This window comes from Streptomyces sp. NPDC087422 (assembly GCF_044744145.1).
GTDB lineage: Bacteria > Actinomycetota > Actinomycetes > Streptomycetales > Streptomycetaceae > Actinacidiphila.
This window is the reverse complement of the sequence record NZ_JBIUXT010000008.1, coordinates 60,707-80,693: the sequence shown is the minus strand read 5'-3', so window position 1 is coordinate 80,693 and position 19,987 is coordinate 60,707. Positions and strand designations below refer to the sequence as shown.

Annotated in this window: 18 protein-coding genes; 12 read left to right on the top strand and 6 right to left on the bottom strand. The window is 72.8% G+C overall.

Features of this window, described 5'->3' with window-relative positions; all coding sequences use genetic code 11:
- The first annotated feature begins 139 nt into the window (after window positions 1–139).
- Entirely contained in the window at window positions 140–664 is a 525-nt protein-coding gene (locus ACIO6U_RS24995; RefSeq protein ID WP_401722401.1) for an AAA family ATPase, read from the top strand.
- Window positions 665–719: 55 nt separating this feature from the next.
- On the opposite strand, the gene ACIO6U_RS24990 is transcribed toward ACIO6U_RS24995, so the two are convergent.
- Both ACIO6U_RS24990 and ACIO6U_RS24985 read right to left on the bottom strand, forming a co-directional pair.
- Entirely contained in the window at window positions 720–881 is a 162-nt protein-coding gene (locus ACIO6U_RS24990; protein WP_401722399.1) for a hypothetical protein, read from the bottom strand.
- Window positions 842–1,351, bottom strand: coding sequence for a hypothetical protein (locus tag ACIO6U_RS24985; protein ID WP_401722396.1), 510 nt, complete (start codon window positions 1,349–1,351; stop codon window positions 842–844). The genes ACIO6U_RS24990 and ACIO6U_RS24985 overlap by 40 nt, the downstream gene beginning before the upstream one ends.
- Before the next feature lie 298 nt (window positions 1,352–1,649).
- On the opposite strand from ACIO6U_RS24985, the gene ACIO6U_RS24980 reads away from it, so the two are divergent.
- Together ACIO6U_RS24980 and ACIO6U_RS24975 are read left to right on the top strand one after the other, a co-directional pair.
- Entirely contained in the window at window positions 1,650–3,365 is a 1,716-nt protein-coding gene (locus ACIO6U_RS24980) for a PHP domain-containing protein (RefSeq protein ID WP_401722393.1), read from the top strand.
- Entirely contained in the window at window positions 3,362–4,054 is a 693-nt protein-coding gene (locus ACIO6U_RS24975; protein ID WP_401722390.1) for a hypothetical protein, read from the top strand. The genes ACIO6U_RS24980 and ACIO6U_RS24975 overlap by 4 nt, the downstream gene beginning before the upstream one ends.
- 54 nt (window positions 4,055–4,108) lie before the next feature.
- Here ACIO6U_RS24975 and ACIO6U_RS24970 read toward each other — a convergent pair whose 3' ends face one another.
- Window positions 4,109–4,348, bottom strand: a complete 240-nt coding sequence (locus ACIO6U_RS24970; protein WP_401722387.1) for a DUF6191 domain-containing protein — start codon at window positions 4,346–4,348, stop codon at window positions 4,109–4,111.
- 130 nt (window positions 4,349–4,478) lie between these two features.
- On the opposite strand from ACIO6U_RS24970, the gene ACIO6U_RS24965 reads away from it, so the two are divergent.
- Complete coding sequence (locus tag ACIO6U_RS24965) at window positions 4,479–4,697, top strand: HTH domain-containing protein (RefSeq protein WP_355345627.1); 219 nt, start codon at window positions 4,479–4,481, stop codon at window positions 4,695–4,697.
- Here ACIO6U_RS24965 and ACIO6U_RS24960 read toward each other — a convergent pair.
- Both ACIO6U_RS24960 and ACIO6U_RS24955 read right to left on the bottom strand, forming a co-directional pair.
- The gene (locus ACIO6U_RS24960; protein WP_401722384.1) at window positions 4,694–6,412 is read right to left on the bottom strand and encodes an FAD-dependent monooxygenase; all 1,719 of its coding nucleotides are present in this window, start codon (window positions 6,410–6,412) and stop codon (window positions 4,694–4,696) included. The genes ACIO6U_RS24965 and ACIO6U_RS24960 overlap by 4 nt on opposite strands.
- A gap of 119 nt (window positions 6,413–6,531) precedes the next feature.
- Window positions 6,532–7,167, bottom strand: coding sequence for a TetR family transcriptional regulator (locus ACIO6U_RS24955; RefSeq protein WP_355345621.1), 636 nt, complete (start codon window positions 7,165–7,167; stop codon window positions 6,532–6,534).
- Window positions 7,168–7,392: 225 nt separating this feature from the next.
- On the opposite strand from ACIO6U_RS24955, the gene ACIO6U_RS24950 reads away from it, so the two are divergent.
- From ACIO6U_RS24950 to gap, 4 genes are all read left to right on the top strand, one after another.
- Window positions 7,393–8,205: a hypothetical protein gene (locus ACIO6U_RS24950; protein ID WP_401722381.1), complete on the top strand. Its 813-nt coding sequence runs from the start codon at window positions 7,393–7,395 to the stop codon at window positions 8,203–8,205.
- Between the two features lie 45 nt (window positions 8,206–8,250).
- Complete coding sequence (locus ACIO6U_RS24945; protein WP_401722378.1) at window positions 8,251–9,210, top strand: NAD(P)H-dependent flavin oxidoreductase; 960 nt, start codon at window positions 8,251–8,253, stop codon at window positions 9,208–9,210.
- A 229-nt stretch (window positions 9,211–9,439) separates the two neighbouring features.
- The gene (locus tag ACIO6U_RS24940; protein WP_391045381.1) at window positions 9,440–10,387 is read left to right on the top strand and encodes a DJ-1/PfpI family protein; all 948 of its coding nucleotides are present in this window, start codon (window positions 9,440–9,442) and stop codon (window positions 10,385–10,387) included.
- Between the two features lie 245 nt (window positions 10,388–10,632).
- Window positions 10,633–11,631, top strand: coding sequence for a type I glyceraldehyde-3-phosphate dehydrogenase (gene gap, locus ACIO6U_RS24935; protein WP_355345609.1), 999 nt, complete (start codon window positions 10,633–10,635; stop codon window positions 11,629–11,631).
- A 235-nt stretch (window positions 11,632–11,866) separates the two neighbouring features.
- Here gap and ACIO6U_RS24930 read toward each other — a convergent pair whose 3' ends face one another.
- Window positions 11,867–12,145, bottom strand: coding sequence for a YciI family protein (locus tag ACIO6U_RS24930; RefSeq protein ID WP_391045375.1), 279 nt, complete (start codon window positions 12,143–12,145; stop codon window positions 11,867–11,869).
- Between the two features lie 357 nt (window positions 12,146–12,502).
- On the opposite strand from ACIO6U_RS24930, the gene ACIO6U_RS24925 reads away from it, so the two are divergent.
- The 4 genes from ACIO6U_RS24925 (at window position 12,503) to ACIO6U_RS24910 (ending at window position 19,881) form a co-directional block, all read left to right on the top strand.
- Window positions 12,503–13,480: an acetylxylan esterase gene (locus ACIO6U_RS24925; RefSeq protein ID WP_401722376.1), complete on the top strand. Its 978-nt coding sequence runs from the start codon at window positions 12,503–12,505 to the stop codon at window positions 13,478–13,480.
- Window positions 13,481–13,719: 239 nt separating this feature from the next.
- Window positions 13,720–14,007: a hypothetical protein gene (locus ACIO6U_RS24920; protein ID WP_401722374.1), complete on the top strand. Its 288-nt coding sequence runs from the start codon at window positions 13,720–13,722 to the stop codon at window positions 14,005–14,007.
- The gene (locus ACIO6U_RS24915) at window positions 14,004–15,047 is read left to right on the top strand and encodes a LacI family DNA-binding transcriptional regulator (protein WP_401722371.1); all 1,044 of its coding nucleotides are present in this window, start codon (window positions 14,004–14,006) and stop codon (window positions 15,045–15,047) included. Before ACIO6U_RS24920 ends, ACIO6U_RS24915 begins: the two co-directional genes overlap by 4 nt.
- Before the next feature lie 421 nt (window positions 15,048–15,468).
- On the top strand, window positions 15,469–19,881 hold the full coding sequence (locus ACIO6U_RS24910) for a LamG-like jellyroll fold domain-containing protein (RefSeq protein WP_401722368.1): 4,413 nt from the start codon (window positions 15,469–15,471) through the stop codon (window positions 19,879–19,881).
- Window positions 19,882–19,987 lie beyond the last annotated feature (106 nt).

Here is a 19,987-nt window from a genome sequence, read left to right as displayed (position 1 = left end):
CGTCGCCCTTCCGGGGCCCGGCGGCTCCCGGTACCGCGCCGGTCAGAACGCGGCCGGTCCGCTCGCGCGTAAGCCCGTACGCCCCCTGGCCGGGGAAAACGCGTGGCCCGACGGGGTCGGCCTCTGGGAGGCTCCCGGCGTGACGACGTATGAGGTGCTGCTCATCGGGGGGCGTTCGGGCGTGGGCAAGTCCACGGTGGCCTGGGAGGTTTCGGAGTTGCTGCGGGAGGCGGAGGTCGCGCACTGCGTGATCGAGGGCGACCTCATGGGGCAGGTGCACCCGGCGCCGCCGGACGACCCGCGCCGCTCCGCGATCACCGAGCGGAATCTGGCCGCGGTGTGGGCGAATTTCGCGGCGCTGGGGCACCGCAGGCTGATCTACACCAACACGGTGAGCGTGCTGGAGCACGACATGTTCGTCCGGGCCCTGGGCGGCGGGCCGCCGCGCGTCGTCCGGGTGCTGCTCACCGCCGACGACGCGACGGCCCGCGCCCGGCTCGCCCGGCGCGAGACCGGCTCCCAACTCGCCCCGCACATCAGCCGGAGCGACGTCATGGCGCGGCACCTGGCAGAACACGCGTCTCCGGACACGGTACGGATCGCCACGGACGGCAGGAGCGTCGTGGACATCGCCCGCGAGGTGGTCGCCGCGACGGGCTGGTGAACACCGCGCCCGGAAGGCGCCGCACCCACCGCTCCGGAGCGACGACGGGCCCGTGTCAGAGCAGGAAGACGCCGGGGCCGATCTCGCGGGAGGCCGCGCGCGCCTTCTTGGCGGCGGCCGGGGACCAGACCGTACTCGGGGACCAGAGGGCGCGCAGCCCGGAGACGGCGTGCGCGTTCAGGCCGGACAGGTCCGCGGCGGTGAGGTCGAGGACCACCGTGTCGAGCAGGGCGCCGAGCGAAGCGCCGTACGCCGGGACCTGGTGCTCGACATCTCGCGGTCCCGGACGCGGACGTAGAACGGCTCGCGGCTGCGCAACGTCGCCAGGGCGCGGGTCAGTTCGAGGACGCCCCGGCGGACGGCGAGGACACCGCCGTCGTCGAGCACGTCGCGTTCGTGGACGCTGACGTACCGCCCCAGCCGGGGGTGCGCCCGCAGACGTGCGCAGCCGCCCCGGCAGAGGCGGGCGCTGATGCGGCGGAGGCTGCGGGCGAGCGCCTTGCCCTGGTGGCGGACGACGTTGGCGCGCTTGGGGTAGAGGTAGGTGCGGCTGTCGTCCAGCGCGAGGGTGAACTCGGTCATGTCCCGGCGGGCCGCCGCCAGTTCCACCGCGAGTCCGGCGGGGTCGCGGCGCGCCAGGACGCAGTTCACCGACGCGGGCAGGGACCAGTTCTGCCGAGCGGTCACGCGGATACTCCTCGGGTCGTCCATCGTCCGCGGAGATTACGGGCGCCGCCTCGGGACCGGTCCCGAGCCCGTGGACGACGGGCCGCCGCGCGGTCCTGTCCGGGGCCGGACGCGTCCTCGCCCGTACCGCCGACGACGCCCGCATGCGAGGGGGCCGAGCGACGCGACGCGCACGCCGTGGGCCTTTGCTTACGCTTTACTTCGCCTTTGCCACCCCACGGTGCCTCCCGCCGTTCACCCGCGCTGCCCAGACTCGCCGCGTCCTACGCGTACATCCTGTCGTCAGCGGGAGCTGAATATGAGCCACGGCCACAGCCACGGTCACCAGCACGGGCCCCACGATCACGCGCACGGCGGTCACACCGACGGCGGTTCGCTGCCTCCCGCCCTCGACACCTCGGTACCGGACGAGGAGTTGACGCCCAGTCAGCTCTCGCGGCGCTCCATGCTGCGCCGAACGGGCCTGCTGGGCGCGGGACTCGCGGCCGGGAGCGTCCTGGCCGGAGCGGGCCAGGCGGCGGCGCACTCCTCCGGCGGTCATGCGGGCCACGGCGGTTCGCACCCCGGCGGCCTGCTGTGGCTGGCGGGTGACCACCACATCCACACCCAGTACAGCAGCGACGCCAAGTACCGCGTGATCGACCACGTACGGCAGGCCAACGCGCACGGCCTCGACTGGATGGTCATCACCGACCACGGCAGCGAGCAGCACGCCAAGATCGGTGTGGAGAAGGTCAATCCGGACATCGTCGCGGCCCGCGCGAAGGTCTCCGACACCCTGGTCTTCCAGGGCCTTGAGTGGAACATCCCGGCCGCCGAGCACGGCACCGTCTTCGTCCACCCCGGCCGCAACGAGGTCGCGGTCCTCAAGGAGTTCGAGAACTCCTTCGACGGTTCGGTGAAGGGCGCGAGCGCCAGCACGCCCGCCAACGAGGCGCTGGCCATCTCCGGCCTGAACTTCCTCGCCGACCAGGTCAGGCGGCGCAAGGTCCAGGACGTGCTGTTCCTGGCCAACCACCCGGCGCGCAAGGGCATCGACTCCCCGCACGAGATCCGCGCCTGGCGCGACGCCCAGCCGGGGATCGCCGTCGGCATGGAGGGCGCCCCCGGCCACCAGGCGGGCGGCCTGCCCGCCCCGCAGGGCGCCGGGTCCGGGCGCGGCATCTACGACAACAGCCCCAGCGCCGACTCCTTCCCGGGCTACCCGCTGGAGAGCTACCGCACCTGGGGCGGCTTCGACTGGATGACCTCCACCGTCGGCGGCCTGTGGGACAGCCTCCTCGCCGAGGGCAAGCCCTGGTGGATCACCGCCAACTCCGACTCGCACAACGTCTACGCCGACAACTCGGTGCGCGGCCCGAACGGCGACTTCAACGCCAACGGCAAGTACGCCGACCCGGTCTACGGCGGCGCGCTCAACCTCACCGACACCGACTTCTGGCCCGGCCAGTACAGCCGCACCCACGTCGGCTCCGCCGGCTTCTCCTACGCGGCCGTCATGGACGGCATCCGCGCCGGACGCGTCTGGGTCGACCACGGCGGCCTGATCAGCGGCCTCGACGCGCGGCTCGGCGACGGCAGCCGGTCGGTCACCCTCGGCGGCGTCCTGCACGTGCGCCGCGGCAGCAAGGTCGACCTGGTCGTCACCGTCGCCCTGGCGGGCGGCCCGAACTGGTCCCAGTTCGTCCCCAAGCTCGCCCGCGTCGACGTCATCCAGGGCCAGGTGACCGGCACCGCGCGGGACAAGGACACCCTCGCCGCGCCGAACACCAAGGTCGTGAAGTCCTTCGAGGTCGACAAGTCGACCGGAACGGTCCGGCTGACCTACTCCCTGGGCCGGGTCGACAAGCCGGTGTACGTCCGCCTGCGCGGCACCGACGGCAACCGCACCGCCGTCGGCGTCAACGGCGCCTCCGTCGACCCGGTCGGCCCCGCCATGGACGTGATCGGCGACGCCGACCCCTGGAAGGACCTGTGGTTCTACTCCAACCCGATGTGGGTCCTGCCCGCATGACGACCCCGCACGAAGGACCCGGCGGCCACACCGTCATCGGTGTGGCCGCCGGGTCGGTGAATCTGCGCGAGGCCGACCACCTCATCCGGCACCTCGCCGACGTGCTCGACCTCCCGGCCGCCACCGTCGCCTGCACCCACCTCGTACGCGCCACCGCCCGCCCGCGTACGGCCGTCTCCTTCGCGCTGCCCGACGCCGAGGCCGCGACGGCGGCATGGGACCGGCTGCTGGCCCGGCTCTCGCCCGAGGACACGGCGGGACCGGGCGGGGCGGGGCTCGACGGTGCGGGACTCGCCAGCGCTGGACTCGACGGTGCGGGCGCCGCACTCGGCCCTGCTACGCACGGCCCGGCCGAGGAGGCGCGCTCCGCGACCGCGGCGGCGGCGGAACACGCCCGCGGGAGCGGCGGCCGGGCGGTGCTCTATCCGGGCGCCGACGCCCTGACCGGCACCGTCACGCTCGCGGACCTGCTCGCACGTACCGCGATCGACCAGGTCGTCCTGGTCGGCGCGCCGCCCGCGACGGACGGCGACGGGCCCGATCCGCACATCCCCGTGCGGACCCGCGACCACGTACGCCCGCGGTGGCGCGACGGACGGCTCGTGCTGGACCTGACCCCCGCGCCCGGTGGCACGCTGGCCCCCTTCGAGGTGCCGAACCCGACTCCCTGCTGCGCCGACCACCCGTAGACCCGCCGTGGCGCGCGCATCGCTCGGGAGCTGCGGATGAGGCGTGCCCGCGCCTCACTCCTCGTCCGCGTCCACGGCCGGTTCCCCGGCGGGGGCGGACTCCGACGGGGCCGCCTCAGTGACGTGGGCATCGGCGTGGGCCGGACGGATGACCACCGAGCCGGAATCGAGGTCTATCGCCCCGCGCGCCGGATCGCTGCTGCCCTCGTCGTCGCGGGACAGCTCCAGGCGGTTGCGCTCGTCCTCGGTGTGCTTGCGGCCGGGCGCGAAGAGCTCATCCATGAAGTTGAACATCGCGGCTCCTTCTCGGCTCGGCTCGACACGGCACCACTTCAGGCTACGCCGAGCGTCCCCCGAACGAGTGAGAGCCACCTTTGACAACGAGGGGTTGACATGACAACCCGTCGTTGTCACTGTGGAGGGCATGGCAGACAGGAAAGACCTCTCGATGCACGAGCCGACCTTCGCCCGCATCAAGGAAGTGCGCGCCCAGGCCATCCACCACACCCGCCTGGCCCGACAGTTCGCCGTCGAGCGGCGCGACCTGATGCAGGAGCTCATCGGACAGGGCGTTTCGCAGTCCGACATCGCCCGCGAGCTGGGCGTGAGCCGCCAGGCCATCCAGAAGATGCTGGCCTGCTAGACGGCGCCCCCGGTCCGATTCCCGGCCTGATCCCAGGCCGGCCGCCCGGCCCGGCCGCGGGCCTGCTCCCCGCCCGCTTCCCCGGCGCCGAACCAGTGCCGCGCGGCCGACCGGAGCGCGTCCAGGGCCGCCGCGCCGGGACGCGGGTCGGACGACGCCCAGGCCACGTAGGAGTCGGGACGGATCAGCAGGGCGGTCGGGGCGGCAGCGTCGTCCGGCCGCGACGGCGGCTGCGGTGACCGGGACGGCACGTGCGCCGTGACGACGCTGACGCGGTCGCTCCACGGGCCGAGCGCCGCCGCGGCCGACGCGTCGTCGGTCAGGTCGAGCAGCAACGGCCGCGCCGATCTGGCCAGTTCGGCCACCGAGACCGTGCCGTCCGGGGTGGGAAGGTCCAGATCCGGCGCGAACCGCCCCACCAGCGCGTGCGGTTCGGGACCGCCCATGTCGTAGCGGACGTCGGTGCCCGCCGTGAGGTCGGCGAGGTGCTGGACGGTCGCGGGCTGCGCGAGCAGTTCGGTGAAGAGCTGACGCAGCGCCGTGACGTCGTCGCCGGGAGCGGTCAACGCGGCCTGCGCCTGGGCGTAGACGACCATACGGTCGGCGGCCCCGCGCCGCTCGGCGTCGTAACTGTCGAGGAGGTGGGCCGGCGCGGTGCCGTGGATCGCGGCGGCCAGTTTCCAGCCGAGGTTGACCGCGTCCTGGAGGCCGAGGTTCAGGCCGGGGCCGCCGCCCGCCGTGTAGATGTGGGCGGCGTCGCCGACGAGGAACACCCGCCGGTCCCGGAAGCGCTCGGCCACCCGCGTGTTGCCGCCGGTCAACCGCCGCAGGACGTACGGCCCTTCGCCGGTCGGCGGGCTCAGCGGCAGATCGGCGCCCAGCACGCGCCGGACGCTCGCGCCCAGTTCTTCGAGGTTCATCGGCGTCCCGGTCTCCGGCTGGTCCCACTCCGTGGTGCTGATCAGCGCCGGGCGGCCGGGGAAGGGCGCGTACGAGAATCCGCCGTGCTCGGTACGGAGCGGCAGGAACGGCCGGACGGTGCCGTAACCGGGCACATTCAGGGCGCCGGTCGCGGGGTCGACCCAATGCGCGGGGACGGTCGCGTGCGCCGACCGGTTGGTCCTGCGGTCGTCACTCACGCCGGGGAAGCCGATGCCCGACAGCTTGCGGGTGACGCTGTGCGCGCCGTCCGCGCCGACGACGTAACGGGCGCGCAGCCGGTACGCGCCGTCCGGTCCCGTGACGTCCCCGGTGACGGCGTCGCCCGGTGCGCCCGCGTCAGGGTCCGACGCCTCGTGCGGGTCGTGCGGGTCCTGTGATTCCTGCGCCAGGGCGGTCACCCGGTGGCCGCGCCGGATCTCCGCGCCGAGTTCACCGGCCCGCTTCTCCAGGACCTCGACGATGTGCCGCTGCGGCGCCGCGATGCCGTACACCGGGCTGTCCGGGAGCAGGCTCAGGTCCAGCGGCAGGGCGGCGAACATGAAGGAGGCGGAGTTCGGGCGCGGCGGCCCCGGCGTCCCGCTCAGGTCCTCGTACAGCCCCCGCCGGTCGACCAGCCGTACGACCTGGCCGACCAGTCCGTTCGCCTTGGGCTCCTCGCTCGGCGCCGACAGGCTCTCCAGCACGGTCGGCCGTACCCCGGCCAGGGCCAACTCGCATGCCAGCATCAGCCCGTTCGGGCCGCCTCCGACGATGACGACATCCGTGGTGACCAACTGGTCCTCCTCAGTGACTCGTTGCGTGAACGGAAGAAGGGAAAGGGGGAGCGCCGTATGAGGGCAGGCCGGAGCGACCCGGCGGCCGACCGGGTCAACTCACGTACGGCGCGGGCGGATCAGGGAGCGGGCAGGCCCGCGACGATCCCGTCGAACGTCTCGCGCAGGACCGCGGCGAGCGACACGGGCGGATCCGCGGTCAGGGAGTGCTCGACGGCCACGGCGCTGCCCGCGCCGACCACCGCGGCGACCAGCTTGGGATACACATCGCGGGCCACGTCGGTGCCGGTGCGCTCGGCGACGGCCCTGGCCAGCTCCTCCTGCGCGGCGGCGTTCGCCTTGACGATCTCGCCGTGCAGGGCCGGTTCCGCGAGCATCAGCCGCACGCCGTCCGTCCAGCGCCGCCGGTCCTCGGACGAGCCCTGCTCAGGACCGCCCTTCGGCGCGAACTGGCCCTCCACGGCATGTGCCACCGACTCCCACAGCGGCTCGTCGGCCGGTCGCGCGCGCAGTTCGTCGGCGACGCGTCGCATCCGCTCCAGGTGGCTGGCGGCGATGGCCTCGGCCTTGCCGGAGAAGTAGTTGCGGAAGGTGCGCACGGACACGTTCGCCGCGGCGGCGATGTCCTCCACGGTGACGTCGTCCCAGCCGCGCTGGACGCACAGCCGGATCGTGGCCTGGCTCAGCGCGACACGCGTCTCCCGCTTCTTGCGCTCCCGCAGGCCGAGGCGGGCGGCGTCTTCGTCCTGTGTCATGGCTACGACGGTAGATAAATATTGCCGTGATGGCAAGATTGCCGGAGCGGCAATTTTATCGAAAGATGGTCGGCGACGGTTCCGGGGGCGGCTCGCGTCGGTGCCTCCCGCTCTCGGGGGCGCACCTGAGGGTCACGTCCCTGACGCCACGTCAGGGGTCTTCCGGGGTACGGCAAGGGGCATCCCCAAGGCCGCGCCGCCGTGCGCGACGGCAGGCTGACAGCCATGCGATCCACCACCGACACGCGCCGCTCGACCGTCCGCCGCGGAGCCGCGGGCCTGGCCCTCGCCGCCGCCCTGGCCGCCACGGTCACGGGCACCGCGAGCGCCGACTCCGCGGCCGACCTCGCAACCCTGTCCGCAGCCTCGTCCGCGGCCACCGACGCGCCCGCCCCGCCCCCGTACTCGTCCGACTTCAGCGACTGCCCGGCCCTCCCCGCCGGGGTCGACGCCACGCTCTGGAAGTGCGAAGTCCTCACCGCCACCGGGTCGTTGACGCTCGGCAGCCGGACGATCCCCGAGCTGGCGCCGATGACCCTCACCCACGCCGAGGGCCCGCTGCCCGACGGCGCCGACGGCCAGGTCTGGGGCGCCCTGCGCAGCGCCCCCGACCGCGTCCCCGGCGGCCTCACCGGCATCCCCGGCGCCGACCGTGACCCGCTGCTCCGGCTGTCCCTGCGACCGGAGTACGGCGGCCGGTCCGACTTCTTCTCCGTCGGCGACCGTCTGGGCCTGTTCACCCTGCGCTTCCGCGCCCTCAGCCCCCTGCTGCCGCACGGCTGCGTCATCGGCGGCGGCGACACCCCGGTCGAGCTGCGGCTGGTGCGCTCTGGCGGCTCCCGCGTCGTCTCGCAGGACCCGCCGGTCATCGCGTTCGACGCCTACGACACCGCCTTCACGGTCCCCGGCGCCACCGGCTGCGGCCCCCTCGACCGCCTCGTCGACAACCGCCTCGGACTTCCCGCCGCCACCGGCAACGCGATGCGGCTGAGCGCGTACTACACGTTCAGGACCTACGATCAACTCCCGCCGCGCTGAGGGGGATCACGCGTCGCGGACCCGGCCGGGGCCATGATGGAGCCCATGACTTTGGCGACGGCGTTCACGGAGATGTTCGGTGTGCGGCACCCGATCGCGCTGGCACCGATGGGCGGTTCCGCCGGTGGCGCGCTGGCGGCGGCCGTGTCGCGCGGCGGCGGCCTCGGACTGCTCGGCGGCGGCAGCGGCGACCGGGAGTGGCTGGCCCGCGAGCTGCCGCTGGCGGCCGAGTGCGGCAGGCCGTGGGGAGTCGGGTTCCTGAGCTGGGCGGCCGAGGCCGGCGCCGTCGAGCAGGCACTGGAGTACGGTCCCGCCGCGGTGATGCTGTCCTTCGGGGACCCGGCGCCCTTGGCGGCACGCGTCCGTGCGGCGGGCGTGCCGCTGATCGTCCAGGTCACCGATCTGGAGGAGGCCCGGCGGGCGCTGGACGTCGGGGCCGACGTCATCGTGGCGCAGGGCACCGAGAGCGGCGGACACGGCGCGCGCCACGGCCGGTCCACGCTGCCCTTCGTGCCGGTCGTGGTCGACCTCGCGGCTCCGGTGCCGGTGCTCGCGGCCGGTGGGATCGGCGACGGCCGCGGTGTGGCCGCCGCGCTGGCGCTGGGCGCGGCCGGTGCACTCATCGGCACCCGCTTCCAGGCGACGGCCGAGGCCGGGGCCGAGCCCTCGGCCGTCGAGGCGATCGTCGGCGGGAGCGGGGAGGACACGGAGCGCAACAGCGTCCTGGACATCGCCCGCGGCTCCCGGTGGCCGACGGCGTACACCGCTCGTACGCTCGGCCACCCCTACCTGGACCGCTGGCGCGGCCGGGAGGCGGAGCTGGCCGCCGACCCGCAGGCGCGGCAGGAGTACCAGGCCGATGTGGCGCGCGGCGCGGTGCCCTCGCTCCCGGTGTGGGCGGGGGAGGCCGTCGACCTCGTCCACAACGTCCCGCAGGCCGCCGACCTGGTCGCCGTAATGGCCGTTCAGGCGGAGGAGGCGCTGGCGCGGGCCGTACGGCGCTGACCTCGCCGTCACGCGGGCCGACGTCCGCGCCCGTACGGGAGCGGGCGCGGACAGGTGTACGCCGCCCGTACCGGAACGGGCGCGGACAGGCGCACGCCGCCGGGTGGCAGGATGCTTGCGGTAGGTGCCATCGCGGCCACCGGCGCCCCGGCGGGTACCCGTGTCCGGCCGCGAGGCGCGCGGAGTCACCGCAGTCACCGCAGTGACCGAAGCGACCGGAGGAGAGCTGATGAGCCGGAAGCGGCACCGCGTCGCCGTGCTCGTATTGGAAGGTGCGAAGCCGCTCGATGTCGGCATCCCCGCGCAGGTGTTCTCGAACCGGCCGAGCATGCCGTACGAGGTGCGGGTGTGCGGGGCCGCGCCAGGACTCGTGACCGGCGGTGACGGCCTCTCGTACCACGTGGCCGAGGGGCTCGACGCGGTCGAGCACGCCGACACCATCTTCATCCCCGGCTACCGCGAGCCCGCGACCACGGAGCCTCCGGCGGCGGTCGTCAGCGCGCTCACGGCGGCCCACGGGCGGGGTACGCGCCTCGCCGCGATCTCGACGGGGGCCTTCGCGCTGGCGGCGACCGGCCTGCTCGACGGGAAGCGGGCGACGACGCACTGGCACTACACGAAGGCACTGGCCACCCGGCATCCGCTCGTGCGGGTGGACGAGAACGTGCTGTTCGTGGACGAGGGCGACGTGCTCACCTCGGCGGGCGCGGCCTCCGGTATCGACATGTGCCTGCACCTGGTGCGGCGTGACCACGGAGTGGGACTCTCCAACCACGTGGCGAGACGGCTGGTCGCGGCGCCGTACCGCAGCGGGGGACAGGCGCAGTACGTGCCCCGGAGCGTGCCGGAACCGCTCGGCGACGTCTTCGCGAGCACGCGGGAGTGGGTGCTGGCGCACCTCGCGGAGCCGCTGACGCTGGAGGAGCTGGCCCGCCACGCGCGGGTCTCGGCGCGGACCTTCTCGCGGCGGTTCGTGCAGGACACCGGGTACACGCCGATGCAGTGGGTGCTGCGGGCGCGCGTGGACCTGGCCCGTGAACTGCTGGAACGCACCGACCTGGGCGTGGAGCAGATCGCCGACCGGGTCGGGCTCGGCACGGGCGCCAATCTGCGCCTGCACTTCCAGCGGATTCTCGGCACGTCGCCGACGGAGTACCGGCACACGTTCTCGGCCTGAGGGGTCTCGGTCCGAGCTTTTCCGGATGGGAGCTTTCCGGCCTGAGCCTTTCCTGGCTGGAGCCGTGAGGGCTGAAGCGGTACGGAGCCGCTGGACCTGAGGCGAGTCGATGGCGAGTCGATGGCGGGCCGCTCGCGGCGTCACGACCGGGCTGGCGAGATCCTTGCGGGCGCTGTCATTCGGGCCACTGTCGGCTCGGCGCGCGGTTGCCGACCATGGAAGACGTAACGAAAGGAGCCCTTCTCATGACCCGCATCGCCGTCAACGGATTCGGCCGTATCGGTCGCAACACCCTCCGCGCCCTGCTCGCCCGCGACACCGACCTCGAAGTGGTCGCCGTCAACGACCTGACCGCGCCCGAGGCGCTGGCCCACCTGCTCGAGTTCGACAGCACGCTCGGCCGCCTCGACGCATCCGTCGAGGTCGACGGGACCGACCTGGTGGTCGACGGCCGCCGCATCAAGGTGCTCGCCGAGCGCGAGCCCGAGAAGCTGCCGTGGGCCGAGCTGGGCGTCGAGATCGTGCTGGAGTCCACCGGTCGATTCACCTCGGCGGACGCCGCCCGCGCCCACATCCGCGCCGGTGCCAAGCGCGTCCTGGTCAGCGCCCCCTCGGACGGCGCCGACGTGACGCTCGCGTACGGCGTCAACACCGAGGACTACGACCCCGCCGCGCACGTGATCGTCTCGAACGCCTCGTGCACCACCAACGCGCTGGCCCCGCTCGCCGCCGTCCTGGACGACCTGGCCGGTATCGAGCACGGCTTCATGACCACCGTGCACGCCTACACCCAGGAGCAGAACCTCCAGGACGGCCCGCACCGCGACCTGCGCCGCGCCCGCGCCGCCGGGGTCAACATCGTCCCCACCACGACCGGCGCCGCCAAGGCCATCGGCCGCGTACTGCCCAACCTCGACGGGAAGCTGTCCGGCGACTCCATCCGTGTCCCGGTCCCGGTCGGCTCGATCGTGGAGCTGAACACCACCGTCGCGCGCGAGGTCACCCGCGACGAGGTGCTCGCCGCCTACCGCGCCGCCGCCGACGGCCCCCTCAAGGGCGTCCTCGAATACACCGACAAGCCCCTGGTCTCCAGCGACATCACCGGCCGCCCTGCCTCGTCGATCTTCGACTCCGCCCTCACCCGCGTCGACGGCAAGCACGTCAAGGTCGTCGCCTGGTACGACAACGAATGGGGCTTCTCCAACCGCGTCATCGACACCCTCGAACTCCTCGCCCGCTCCTGACCGACACCCGGCCGCAGGCCGCCGCCGCTCGGCGTAAGTCGCTTACCGCACCGGTGAGTTGACTGATCGTCAGTCCTCGCGGTGGCCACGCGGCGCGATCCTGCTTCAGGTCGCCGAGGCGATCGAGGCCCACGGCCGACGAACCGGCCGTGGGCCGACTCGTTCTCCACGGGGGAGTGTTCTCGACACCTGTACCGAGACCAAGACGGTCATGCTCCACCTCTGAGGCACCGGATCAGCCGTCGGTCAGACGGTCCCGCCCGACCACCGGAGCCCACTCGTGGACGGCGGTCACGGTGACTCCGGGCGTCCGGTAGTACGCGTCCGCGGCCATGATCCGGTCCAGTTCGTCGCGGTCGGCGGAGAAGACGAGAAGCGCGCCCGTGTCGTCCGCCCAGGGTCCCGCGGCGACGAGGCGGCCCTCGTCATGGAGGCGCTGGAGGATCGCGCGGTGCGCGGGGCGGGCCGCGAGGCGTTCGGAGGTGGCGGTGAAGGCGAGTTCGACAGTCAGCATGCCTCCGAGGGTAGGTTTCGGGAGTGGCCGGATCCGGATCACGTGATGCCGCGGGCGTGGCGAGCCCGCCTGCCGGGACCGGCGGCGCAGTGGGCGCGGCACGCGCGCACCGGAACGCAGGCCCCGGCCGTGACCTGCGAGAACGCCACTCGCTAGCATGGCCGTCGGCAACCGTACCGGGCCTCACCGGCGGGCCGGGACGGTGAACGGCGGCCGCCGCCGGATTCGACCCGGACGTGGTGCGGTCGAGAGGATCGAGAAGGGGCCACGGCTCGTCCGGCCGCCGACAGCGCATTCGCCGCCCCCGCCGGGCCTTCCGGCGCCGGGCGGAACGACCGACGAGAGGAATCCGCACCCGTGACGGCCGAGGCCATCGAGACCCACGACTTCCCGTTCGACCCGACGTACGGATACGACCTGGACCGGCTGCTCCAGGTCGGCACCCCGGAGGCGCCCGCCGACTTCGGCGACTTCTGGCAGGGTGCGTACGCCAAGGCGCTGGCGGTCGACACCGCGCCGCGGGTGGGAGCGCTGGAGGAGGAGCGGGACGGCGTACGCGTCCACGCGGTGTCGTACACCTCGGTCGGGGGTTTCCGCGTGGGCGGCTGGCTGACGCTGCCCGCCGACGGACACGTCACGCACGGCATGGTCGTCCTGCACGGCTACGGCGGCAGGGACGCCGTCGATGTGACGCTGCCCCCGCCCGGCACCGCCGCGATCTGGCCGTGCGCCCGCGGAATGGCCACGCGCAGCCTCGACCCGGAGATTCCGGCGACCGCGGCCGAACACGTCGTGCACGGCATCGCCTCACGCGAGACCTACGTGCACGGCGGATGCGTCGCCGACACCTGGTGCGCGGCCTCCGCGCTGCTCGCCCTGGTACCGGGAGCGGCGCGCCAACTCGCCCTGGTGGGAGGCAGTTTCGGCGGCGGGATCGGCGCCCTGGCGCTGCCCTGGGACGACCGTTTCCACCACGGGCTGCTGACCGTGCCCAGCTTCGGCAACCATCCGCTGCGGCTGACCCTGCCCTGCACGGGCAGCGGCGAGGCGGTCCGCGCCCACTACACCCGGCACCCCGAAGTCACCGAAGTGCTCGGCTACTTCGACGCGGCCGTCGCCGCCACCCGCGTCCGCGTCCCCGTCCACGTCGGCGCGGCCCTGTTCGACCCCGCGGTGCCGCCGCCCGGACAATTCGCCGTGCACAACGCCCTGGGCGGCCCGAAGGAGCTGTTCGTCCTGACGGCGGGCCATGTCGAGTACCCGGCCGCCGCCGAGGAGGACGCCCGACTGCGGGCGGCACAGCGGGAGTTCCTGGCGGAGGCCGACCCGCGATAACGGCCGGCGGTCGCCGGGACGGCCACGGACCATGTGCTCGCGGAAACGTCCCGCACGCGGCGCTGACGCGCTCTCCGTACCAAGACCGGCCGGGACACCGGATGGCCGCCGGGCCGTGACGCTCGACGGACAGCCGAGCAGCGAGGCCGACGTGTCGAGCCCGCTTCCGGCGGACCGCCCGCGGCGGGATCCCGCCGATGCGCGGCACCGGACGGGCGGCCCGCGCCTACCATGCTGACGTGCAGCTCATCTTCCCGGACCCGCTCGGCTCGCTGAAGCCGCTGTGCCGCGCCCGCCGCGCCTGCCGCGCCTGCCGCCCCCGTCGTGCCCGCCGCGCCTTCCGCCCCCGTCGCCCCCTGGAACGCCACGCCGCGCCCGCGCGAACCGGCTCCGGACCGGGCCGGGCGGGCGGACCCGCCGGGACGGCGCACGCGGCAACCGAGCACAGCCGCCAGGAGACCGGCCCGGCCCGGCGCGAGCCGGTGACGCACAAGGACAGCCCCCTGCGACAGGAGAGCACACCGTGACCGCCCGCCGCCGCGACCGCGCCCCCAACCAGGCCGACGTGGCCCGTCTCGCCGGGGTCTCCCAATCGGCGGTCTCCCGAGTGATCAGCGGCGACGCCGTCCGCGCCCGGATCCCCGAGGAGACCCGCAAGCGGGTCTTCGACGCGGTCAGGGAACTCGGGTACGTCGCCAACCCGGCCGCCCGCGCGATGCGCAACAAGCGCACCAACCTCCTCGGGGTGCACACCTTCGAGGCCGTCTTCCCGCACGCCCGCGAGGACTTCTACTTCGAATTCCTCCAGGGCATCGAGGAGCGGGCGGAGGGGACCGGCTACGACCTGGTGCTGTTCACCTCCACCGGCAGCGGCGACGGGGGCCGCCGCAACATCTACCGCGACGGCACCAACCGGCTGGGCCTGGCCGACGGCAGCGTGCTCCTCGGCGTGTCCACCGACCGCGGCGAACTGGCCAGGCTCTGGTACGAGGGCTACCCGTTCATCCACATCGGCCGCCGCGAGGTGCCCGGTGCCGAGATCCCGTGCGTCATCCCCGACTACGAGACCGCGGCGGCGGGCATCGTGGAGAAGCTCGCCGCGCTCGGGCACCGCAGGATCGGCTATCTGCGCGAGCCCCTGGAGATGGAGCCGTACACCGACCGCCGGGAGGGCTACGCGCGGGCCGTCCGCGAACTCGGCCTCACCGACGGGTCACCCGGCTTCCGCGGCGAGACCGGCCTGTCCGACGCGTGGCTCGACCACCTGGTCACGGGACCCGAGACGGCCGTCGTCGCCGAGAGCGTACGGCTCGCCGAGACGCTGCGGACGAAGCTGGCCGAGCGCGGCCTGCGGGTGCCGGACGACCTGTCCGTCGCCGTGCTCGAAGGCGCGCCCGAGCAGCCGGAAGGCCGGTGGGTGTCGCTGGAGATCCCGCGCGTCGAGATCGGCCGGACCGCCGTGGACCAGCTCATCGCGATGCTCGACGACCCCGGCCGCCGCGCCGACAGCCTCCTCGTCCCCTGCTCGATCGCCGCCGGCACCACGCTCGCTCCTCCCCGTCACTGACCGTCACCGACCGCCCGTCCGAACACCCGCCTGTCGGACCGTCCGACCGCCCGCACGTCCGCCGCCCGCCGTCTGTCCGGGCCGCGTCGCGGCGCTCACCGACGGTGCCCATAACGCCGAGACGGCGCATAGGGCCGTTGTGCGAGCACGGCAGGACAAAGCCGGGCAGCGGCTCTCACCAGCGGCTAAGCGGAATTCACACAGACGCGGGCATCCGTCCGCTACCTGCGCCTACGCGAAATATTCGACGGACATTGACGGAACGTCACGAAACGCTGGGGGCGGGCGAATATTCGAGAGAAGTGTGTTGCTGTCGTGAAGGTGTTGATCTACGGTTCTCGATTGTTCGCGCACTGTTAACAGACGCCTACAAGGCGGCGCGTCTCATGGGGGGATTATGGATTTGGGTGGGGTCAGACGTGTGCGTGCGTCTCGTGGGCTGATAGTGACGCTCGCGTCCGCTCTGGTCGTCGCGGTGGGTCCCGCGGCGGCGATTGCGGTCGCCGCGGCACCGACTCCGGGCGCGGAGCCGACGTCGACATCGATGTCGAAGGCGGCACAGTCCTCGAAGGCGGCACAGTCCTCGAAGCCGGTGAAGGCCGACACCGGTGCGTCGCACCGCACGGCGCTCACGCAGGACGCGGCGGTCGCCGAGGCGGCCGAGGCCGGGCAGAGCGTGGAGATCACGTCGCTGCGGACGGAGTCCAACGAGACGTACGCGCTGCCGGACGGCAGCCTGGAGACGGACCAGCACCTGCGTCCGGTCCGGGCCCGCGTCGGCGGCGAGTGGAAGACGATCGACAACACTCTGGTGCGGCGGCCCGACGGCCGCGTCGCACCCGCGGTCGCGTCGGTCGGCATGGAACTGTCGGGCGGCGGCTCCGCGCCGCTGGTGACCCTGGACAGGGCCGGGCGGAAACTGTCGTACACCTGGCCGTCGGCGCTGCCCGCGCCGACGCTCGACGGCGACACCGCCACGTACAAGAACGTCCTGCCGGACGTCGACCTCCGGGTGCGCGCGGACACCGACGGTTTCCACGAGCTGCTGGTGGTCAACACCGCCGCGGCGGCGCGGAATCCGGCGCTCACACAGCTCACCTTCGGGGTGGTGACCGACGGCCTCGACGTGGCGCGCACCGCCGACGGCGGTCTGACCGCCACCGACACCACGACCGGCGGCGAGGTCTTCGCGGCGCCGCAGCCGATCATGTGGGACTCCGGCACGCAGGGGACGAACACCCCGGCGGCCGGAACCAAGAGCGCCAGGACCACCAGCGCCGCCAAGGGCGCGAAGGCCGCGACCGCCGAGGACGGCAGCCCGGAGGACCCGGCGCAGGGCCCGACCGGTACCTCCCAGATGGCGCCGATCGCCGTCGCCGTCGACACCTCCGACGCGTCCGGCTCGCTGACGCTGACGCCCGACCACGCGCTGCTGACCGGCGCGGACACCTCGTTCCCGCTGTACATCGACCCGCAGACGTACACCCCCAGGGCGGGGGACTGGACGATGGTCTCGCGCTACTGGGCCTCCAGCCCGCAGTACCGCTTCAACGGCGACGACGACGCGGGTGTGGGCGACTGCGACTGGACCTACTGCGCGCCCAGGGACGTCAAGCGGCTCTTCTACTCCTTCCCGACGTCGAAGTTCGCGGGCAAGACGATCCTGGACGCCACCTTCGTCGCGCACGAGACGTGGTCCGCGTCGTGCACCGCCAAGCCGATCGAGCTGTGGCGCACCAGCGGCTTCACCAAGGGCACGACCTGGAACTCCTCCGCCGACCACTGGCTCGACCACATCGACACCCAGACCGAGGCGCACGGCAGCTCCGGCTGTGCGGCCTCCGACGTCGAGTTCAACGCCACCACCGGCGTGAAGTACGCGGCGGCCCACAACTCCGGGAGCACCACCTTCGGTCTGAAGGCCAACGAGTCCGACCCGTACGGCTGGAAGCGCTTCACCAACAAGGCGTATCTGCGGGTCCACTACAACCAGCCGCCCAAGCAGATCCCGATGTCCCACCTGTCGATGAGCCCCGGCGCCTCCTGCCACAGCCCGTCCACGTCGGTACGGATCCGCACCCTGCCGACGATCAGCGCGAGCGATGTCACCGACCCCGACGGCGACCAGGTGAGCGTGCAGTTCTCCGTCGCGTGGGACGCCGGTGACGGCAAGGGCCTGGTCACGCAGTGGACTTCGGCGAAGATCGGCCCGAAGAAGTCCGGCTCGACCTTCTCCACGAAGCTCACCGCGACGCTCGGCGGCAAGACCGTCCCGAAGAACAAGACGATCGCCTGGCAGGCCCGCGCGGTCGACTACGACCAGGGCAAGTACTACAGCTACTCCCCATGGTCGTCCGCGGGTTCCGCGACCAACTGCTACTGGGTGTACGACACCACCGTGCCGGCGGGCCCCGTGATCACCTCGGGCGACTACCCGGCCGTCGACGACAACAACCCCAACGACCCGACGTACGACGGTGTCGGCCGGGACGGCGACTTCACCTTCCGCTCGGCCTCCACCGACGTCGTGAAGTACTGCTACGGCGTCAACGCCGACGCGGTGTGCGACACGGCCCACACCGTGGCCACCTCGGGCGGCGCGGCGAAGTCGGTGACCTTCCGGCCGACCCGCGCGGGCACCAACTTCCTGAACGTGCAGGCATTCGACAGCGCGGGCAACGGCAGTGAGCCGGAGGTGTACGAGTTCCGGGTCAAGGAGGGCCAGCCCGCCCGCGCCCAGTGGCAACTCGACGACGACGCGGGCGCCACTCAGGCGGCCGGTTCCGCCGGTGACCGCACCCTGAACGTGGTCGGCTCGCCGACCCTCGGCGCGCCCGGCAAGTCCGGCACCGCCGTCGACTTCAACGGCGCCGACTCCTACCTCCAGTCCGACATCCCGGCCGTCCACACCGACCAGGGCATGACGGTCGCCGCCTGGGTGAAGCTCGATCGGATGCCGACCGCCGCGGCGGTCGTCGCCGCGCAGCCGGGCAACAACGCGCCGGGCTTCGAGCTGTACTACTCACAGGGCTACGACCGGTGGGTGTTCAACCAGTACAGCTCCGACTCGGCCACCGCCACCCCGGTCCGCGCGATGTCCGCCACGGCGGGCGGCGTCACGGCCGGACAGTGGTACCACCTGCTCGGCACGTACGACGGGACGGCCCACACCCTGTCGCTGTACGTCAACGGGGCCCTGATGGGGACCACGAGCTACACCACCGCGTGGGACGCGCGGCGGGGTCTCCAGATCGGCGCGGGGAGCTACTCCGGCTCCCCGGGGAGCTTCTTCCCCGGCACGGTCGACGACGTCCGGATCTACGACAAGCCCCTGGTGGCCGCCGACGTGGCGCACCTGTACAAGGGGGAGCAGCTCGGGGCCGGCCGCCCGGCCAGCGCGGTCTTCCCGCTGGACGAACCGGCCGCGCAGGACGACGGCAACCCCACCACGGTGGTGCACGGCCAGGCCGACGTGGACCCCGCGGTCCTGCACGGCGGGGTCACCGCGGGAAGCGCGGGCGCGCAGGACAAGTCGCTGACCCTCGACGGCACCAGCGGCTACGCGTCCACCCGCTCCCCGCAGGTCAACAACCAGCGCAGCTTCTCCGTGGTCGGCTGGGCGAAACTGTCCGCCAAACCCGACCACGCGGCGATCATCGCCACCCAGACCAGCACCTACCGGCCGGGCTTCGAGCTGTACTACTCCGCGACCTACGGGTGGTCCTTCGACGCCTACACCGCCGACTCCGACAGCGCCACGATCGTGCGGGCCGCCCAGGGTGACACCACCCATGCACCGGCCGGTGTCTGGACCCACCTCCTCGGCTCGTACGACGCGAACACCGACGACATGCGGCTGTACGTCAACGGCCTGTGGGTGGCCACGACGAAATTCGCCGCGCCCTTCTACGGCAAGGGACCCGTCCAGATCGGCGCCGGGTCGTACGACGGCGCACCGAGCAGCTTCTTCCCCGGTCAGATCGACGACGTGCGGTTCTACGACCGGGCCCTGTCGGCGCCGGAAGCCGAGTCGATGTACCACAACCAGCTCGTGGTCGAGGGGCGTTGGAAGCTGGACAGCGCGTCCGGCACTCCCCAGGTCTCGCCCGACTCGCTGACCACCGCGGCCGACCAGCACCCGCTGACCCTCGGCGGCGGCGCGCAGATCGATGCCACGGGCGCCAACAGCATGGTCGGCACCGGGTCGTTGGTGCTCAACGGCACGGCCACCGGCTACGCGTCGACCACCACGTCACCGATCCACACCAACAGCAGCTTCACGGTGGGCGCGTGGGTCTCCACCGCGGCGCGGCCGACGAAACCGGTGACGGTGCTGAGCATGGCCGGTACGAACACCAGTGGTTTCGCGGTGCGTTACGTACCCGACTCCGCCGACCCGGCCCACGCGGGCGCCTGGCAGTTGCAGACGTCCAACGCGGACGGCACCGGCGCCGTCGTCTCGACCGCCTCCGACACCAGCTTCCAGGACAACGGCGCGTGGGATCACATCGCCGTGGTCTACGACCTGATGGCCGGTCAGATGCGGTTGTACATCAACGGCCAGATGCAGCAGTCGCTCTGCTCCGACGGTGACGACGACGGCAACCCCGACGACCCGGCGTGCAAGGAGTCGGTGTCGTGGAACTCCTCGGTGCTGCCGTTCGACGCGGCCAAGGGCCTGCAACTGGGCCGCCTCAAGACCGGCACGTCCACCTGGGGCGAGTACTGGCCCGGTGTGATCGACGACGTGTGGGTCTTCGGCGGAGTCGCGACCGACACCCAGATCGCGGCGCTCGCCAGCGGAGTGGATCTCGACACCACCGCCGGGCCCTGACCCGGTAGCACCACCGGGGCGGCGCGCGGGTCATCGCGCGCCGCCCCGGACGCGTGGCATTCGACGAAGTGACAGATCAGACACGTGCGCACGGGCGGAGCCCGGC

Excerpts from the sequence above, each read along its gene's own strand:
- ACIO6U_RS24980 (WP_401722393.1), top strand. The coding sequence starts at position 1,650 with ATGAGCCACGGCCACAGCCACGGTCACCAGCACGGGCCCCACGATCAC.
- ACIO6U_RS24945 (WP_401722378.1), top strand. The coding sequence starts at position 8,251 with ATGACTTTGGCGACGGCGTTCACGGAGATGTTCGGTGTGCGGCACCCG.
- gap (WP_355345609.1), top strand. The coding sequence starts at position 10,633 with ATGACCCGCATCGCCGTCAACGGATTCGGCCGTATCGGTCGCAACACC.
- ACIO6U_RS24940 (WP_391045381.1), top strand. The coding sequence starts at position 9,440 with ATGAGCCGGAAGCGGCACCGCGTCGCCGTGCTCGTATTGGAAGGTGCG.
- ACIO6U_RS24930 (WP_391045375.1), bottom strand. The coding sequence starts at position 12,145 with ATGCTGACTGTCGAACTCGCCTTCACCGCCACCTCCGAACGCCTCGCG.
- ACIO6U_RS24965 (WP_355345627.1), top strand. The coding sequence starts at position 4,479 with ATGGCAGACAGGAAAGACCTCTCGATGCACGAGCCGACCTTCGCCCGC.
- ACIO6U_RS24970 (WP_401722387.1), bottom strand. The coding sequence starts at position 4,348 with ATGTTCAACTTCATGGATGAGCTCTTCGCGCCCGGCCGCAAGCACACC.
- ACIO6U_RS24975 (WP_401722390.1), top strand. The coding sequence starts at position 3,362 with ATGACGACCCCGCACGAAGGACCCGGCGGCCACACCGTCATCGGTGTG.
- ACIO6U_RS24955 (WP_355345621.1), bottom strand. The coding sequence starts at position 7,167 with ATGACACAGGACGAAGACGCCGCCCGCCTCGGCCTGCGGGAGCGCAAG.
- ACIO6U_RS24950 (WP_401722381.1), top strand. The coding sequence starts at position 7,393 with ATGCGATCCACCACCGACACGCGCCGCTCGACCGTCCGCCGCGGAGCC.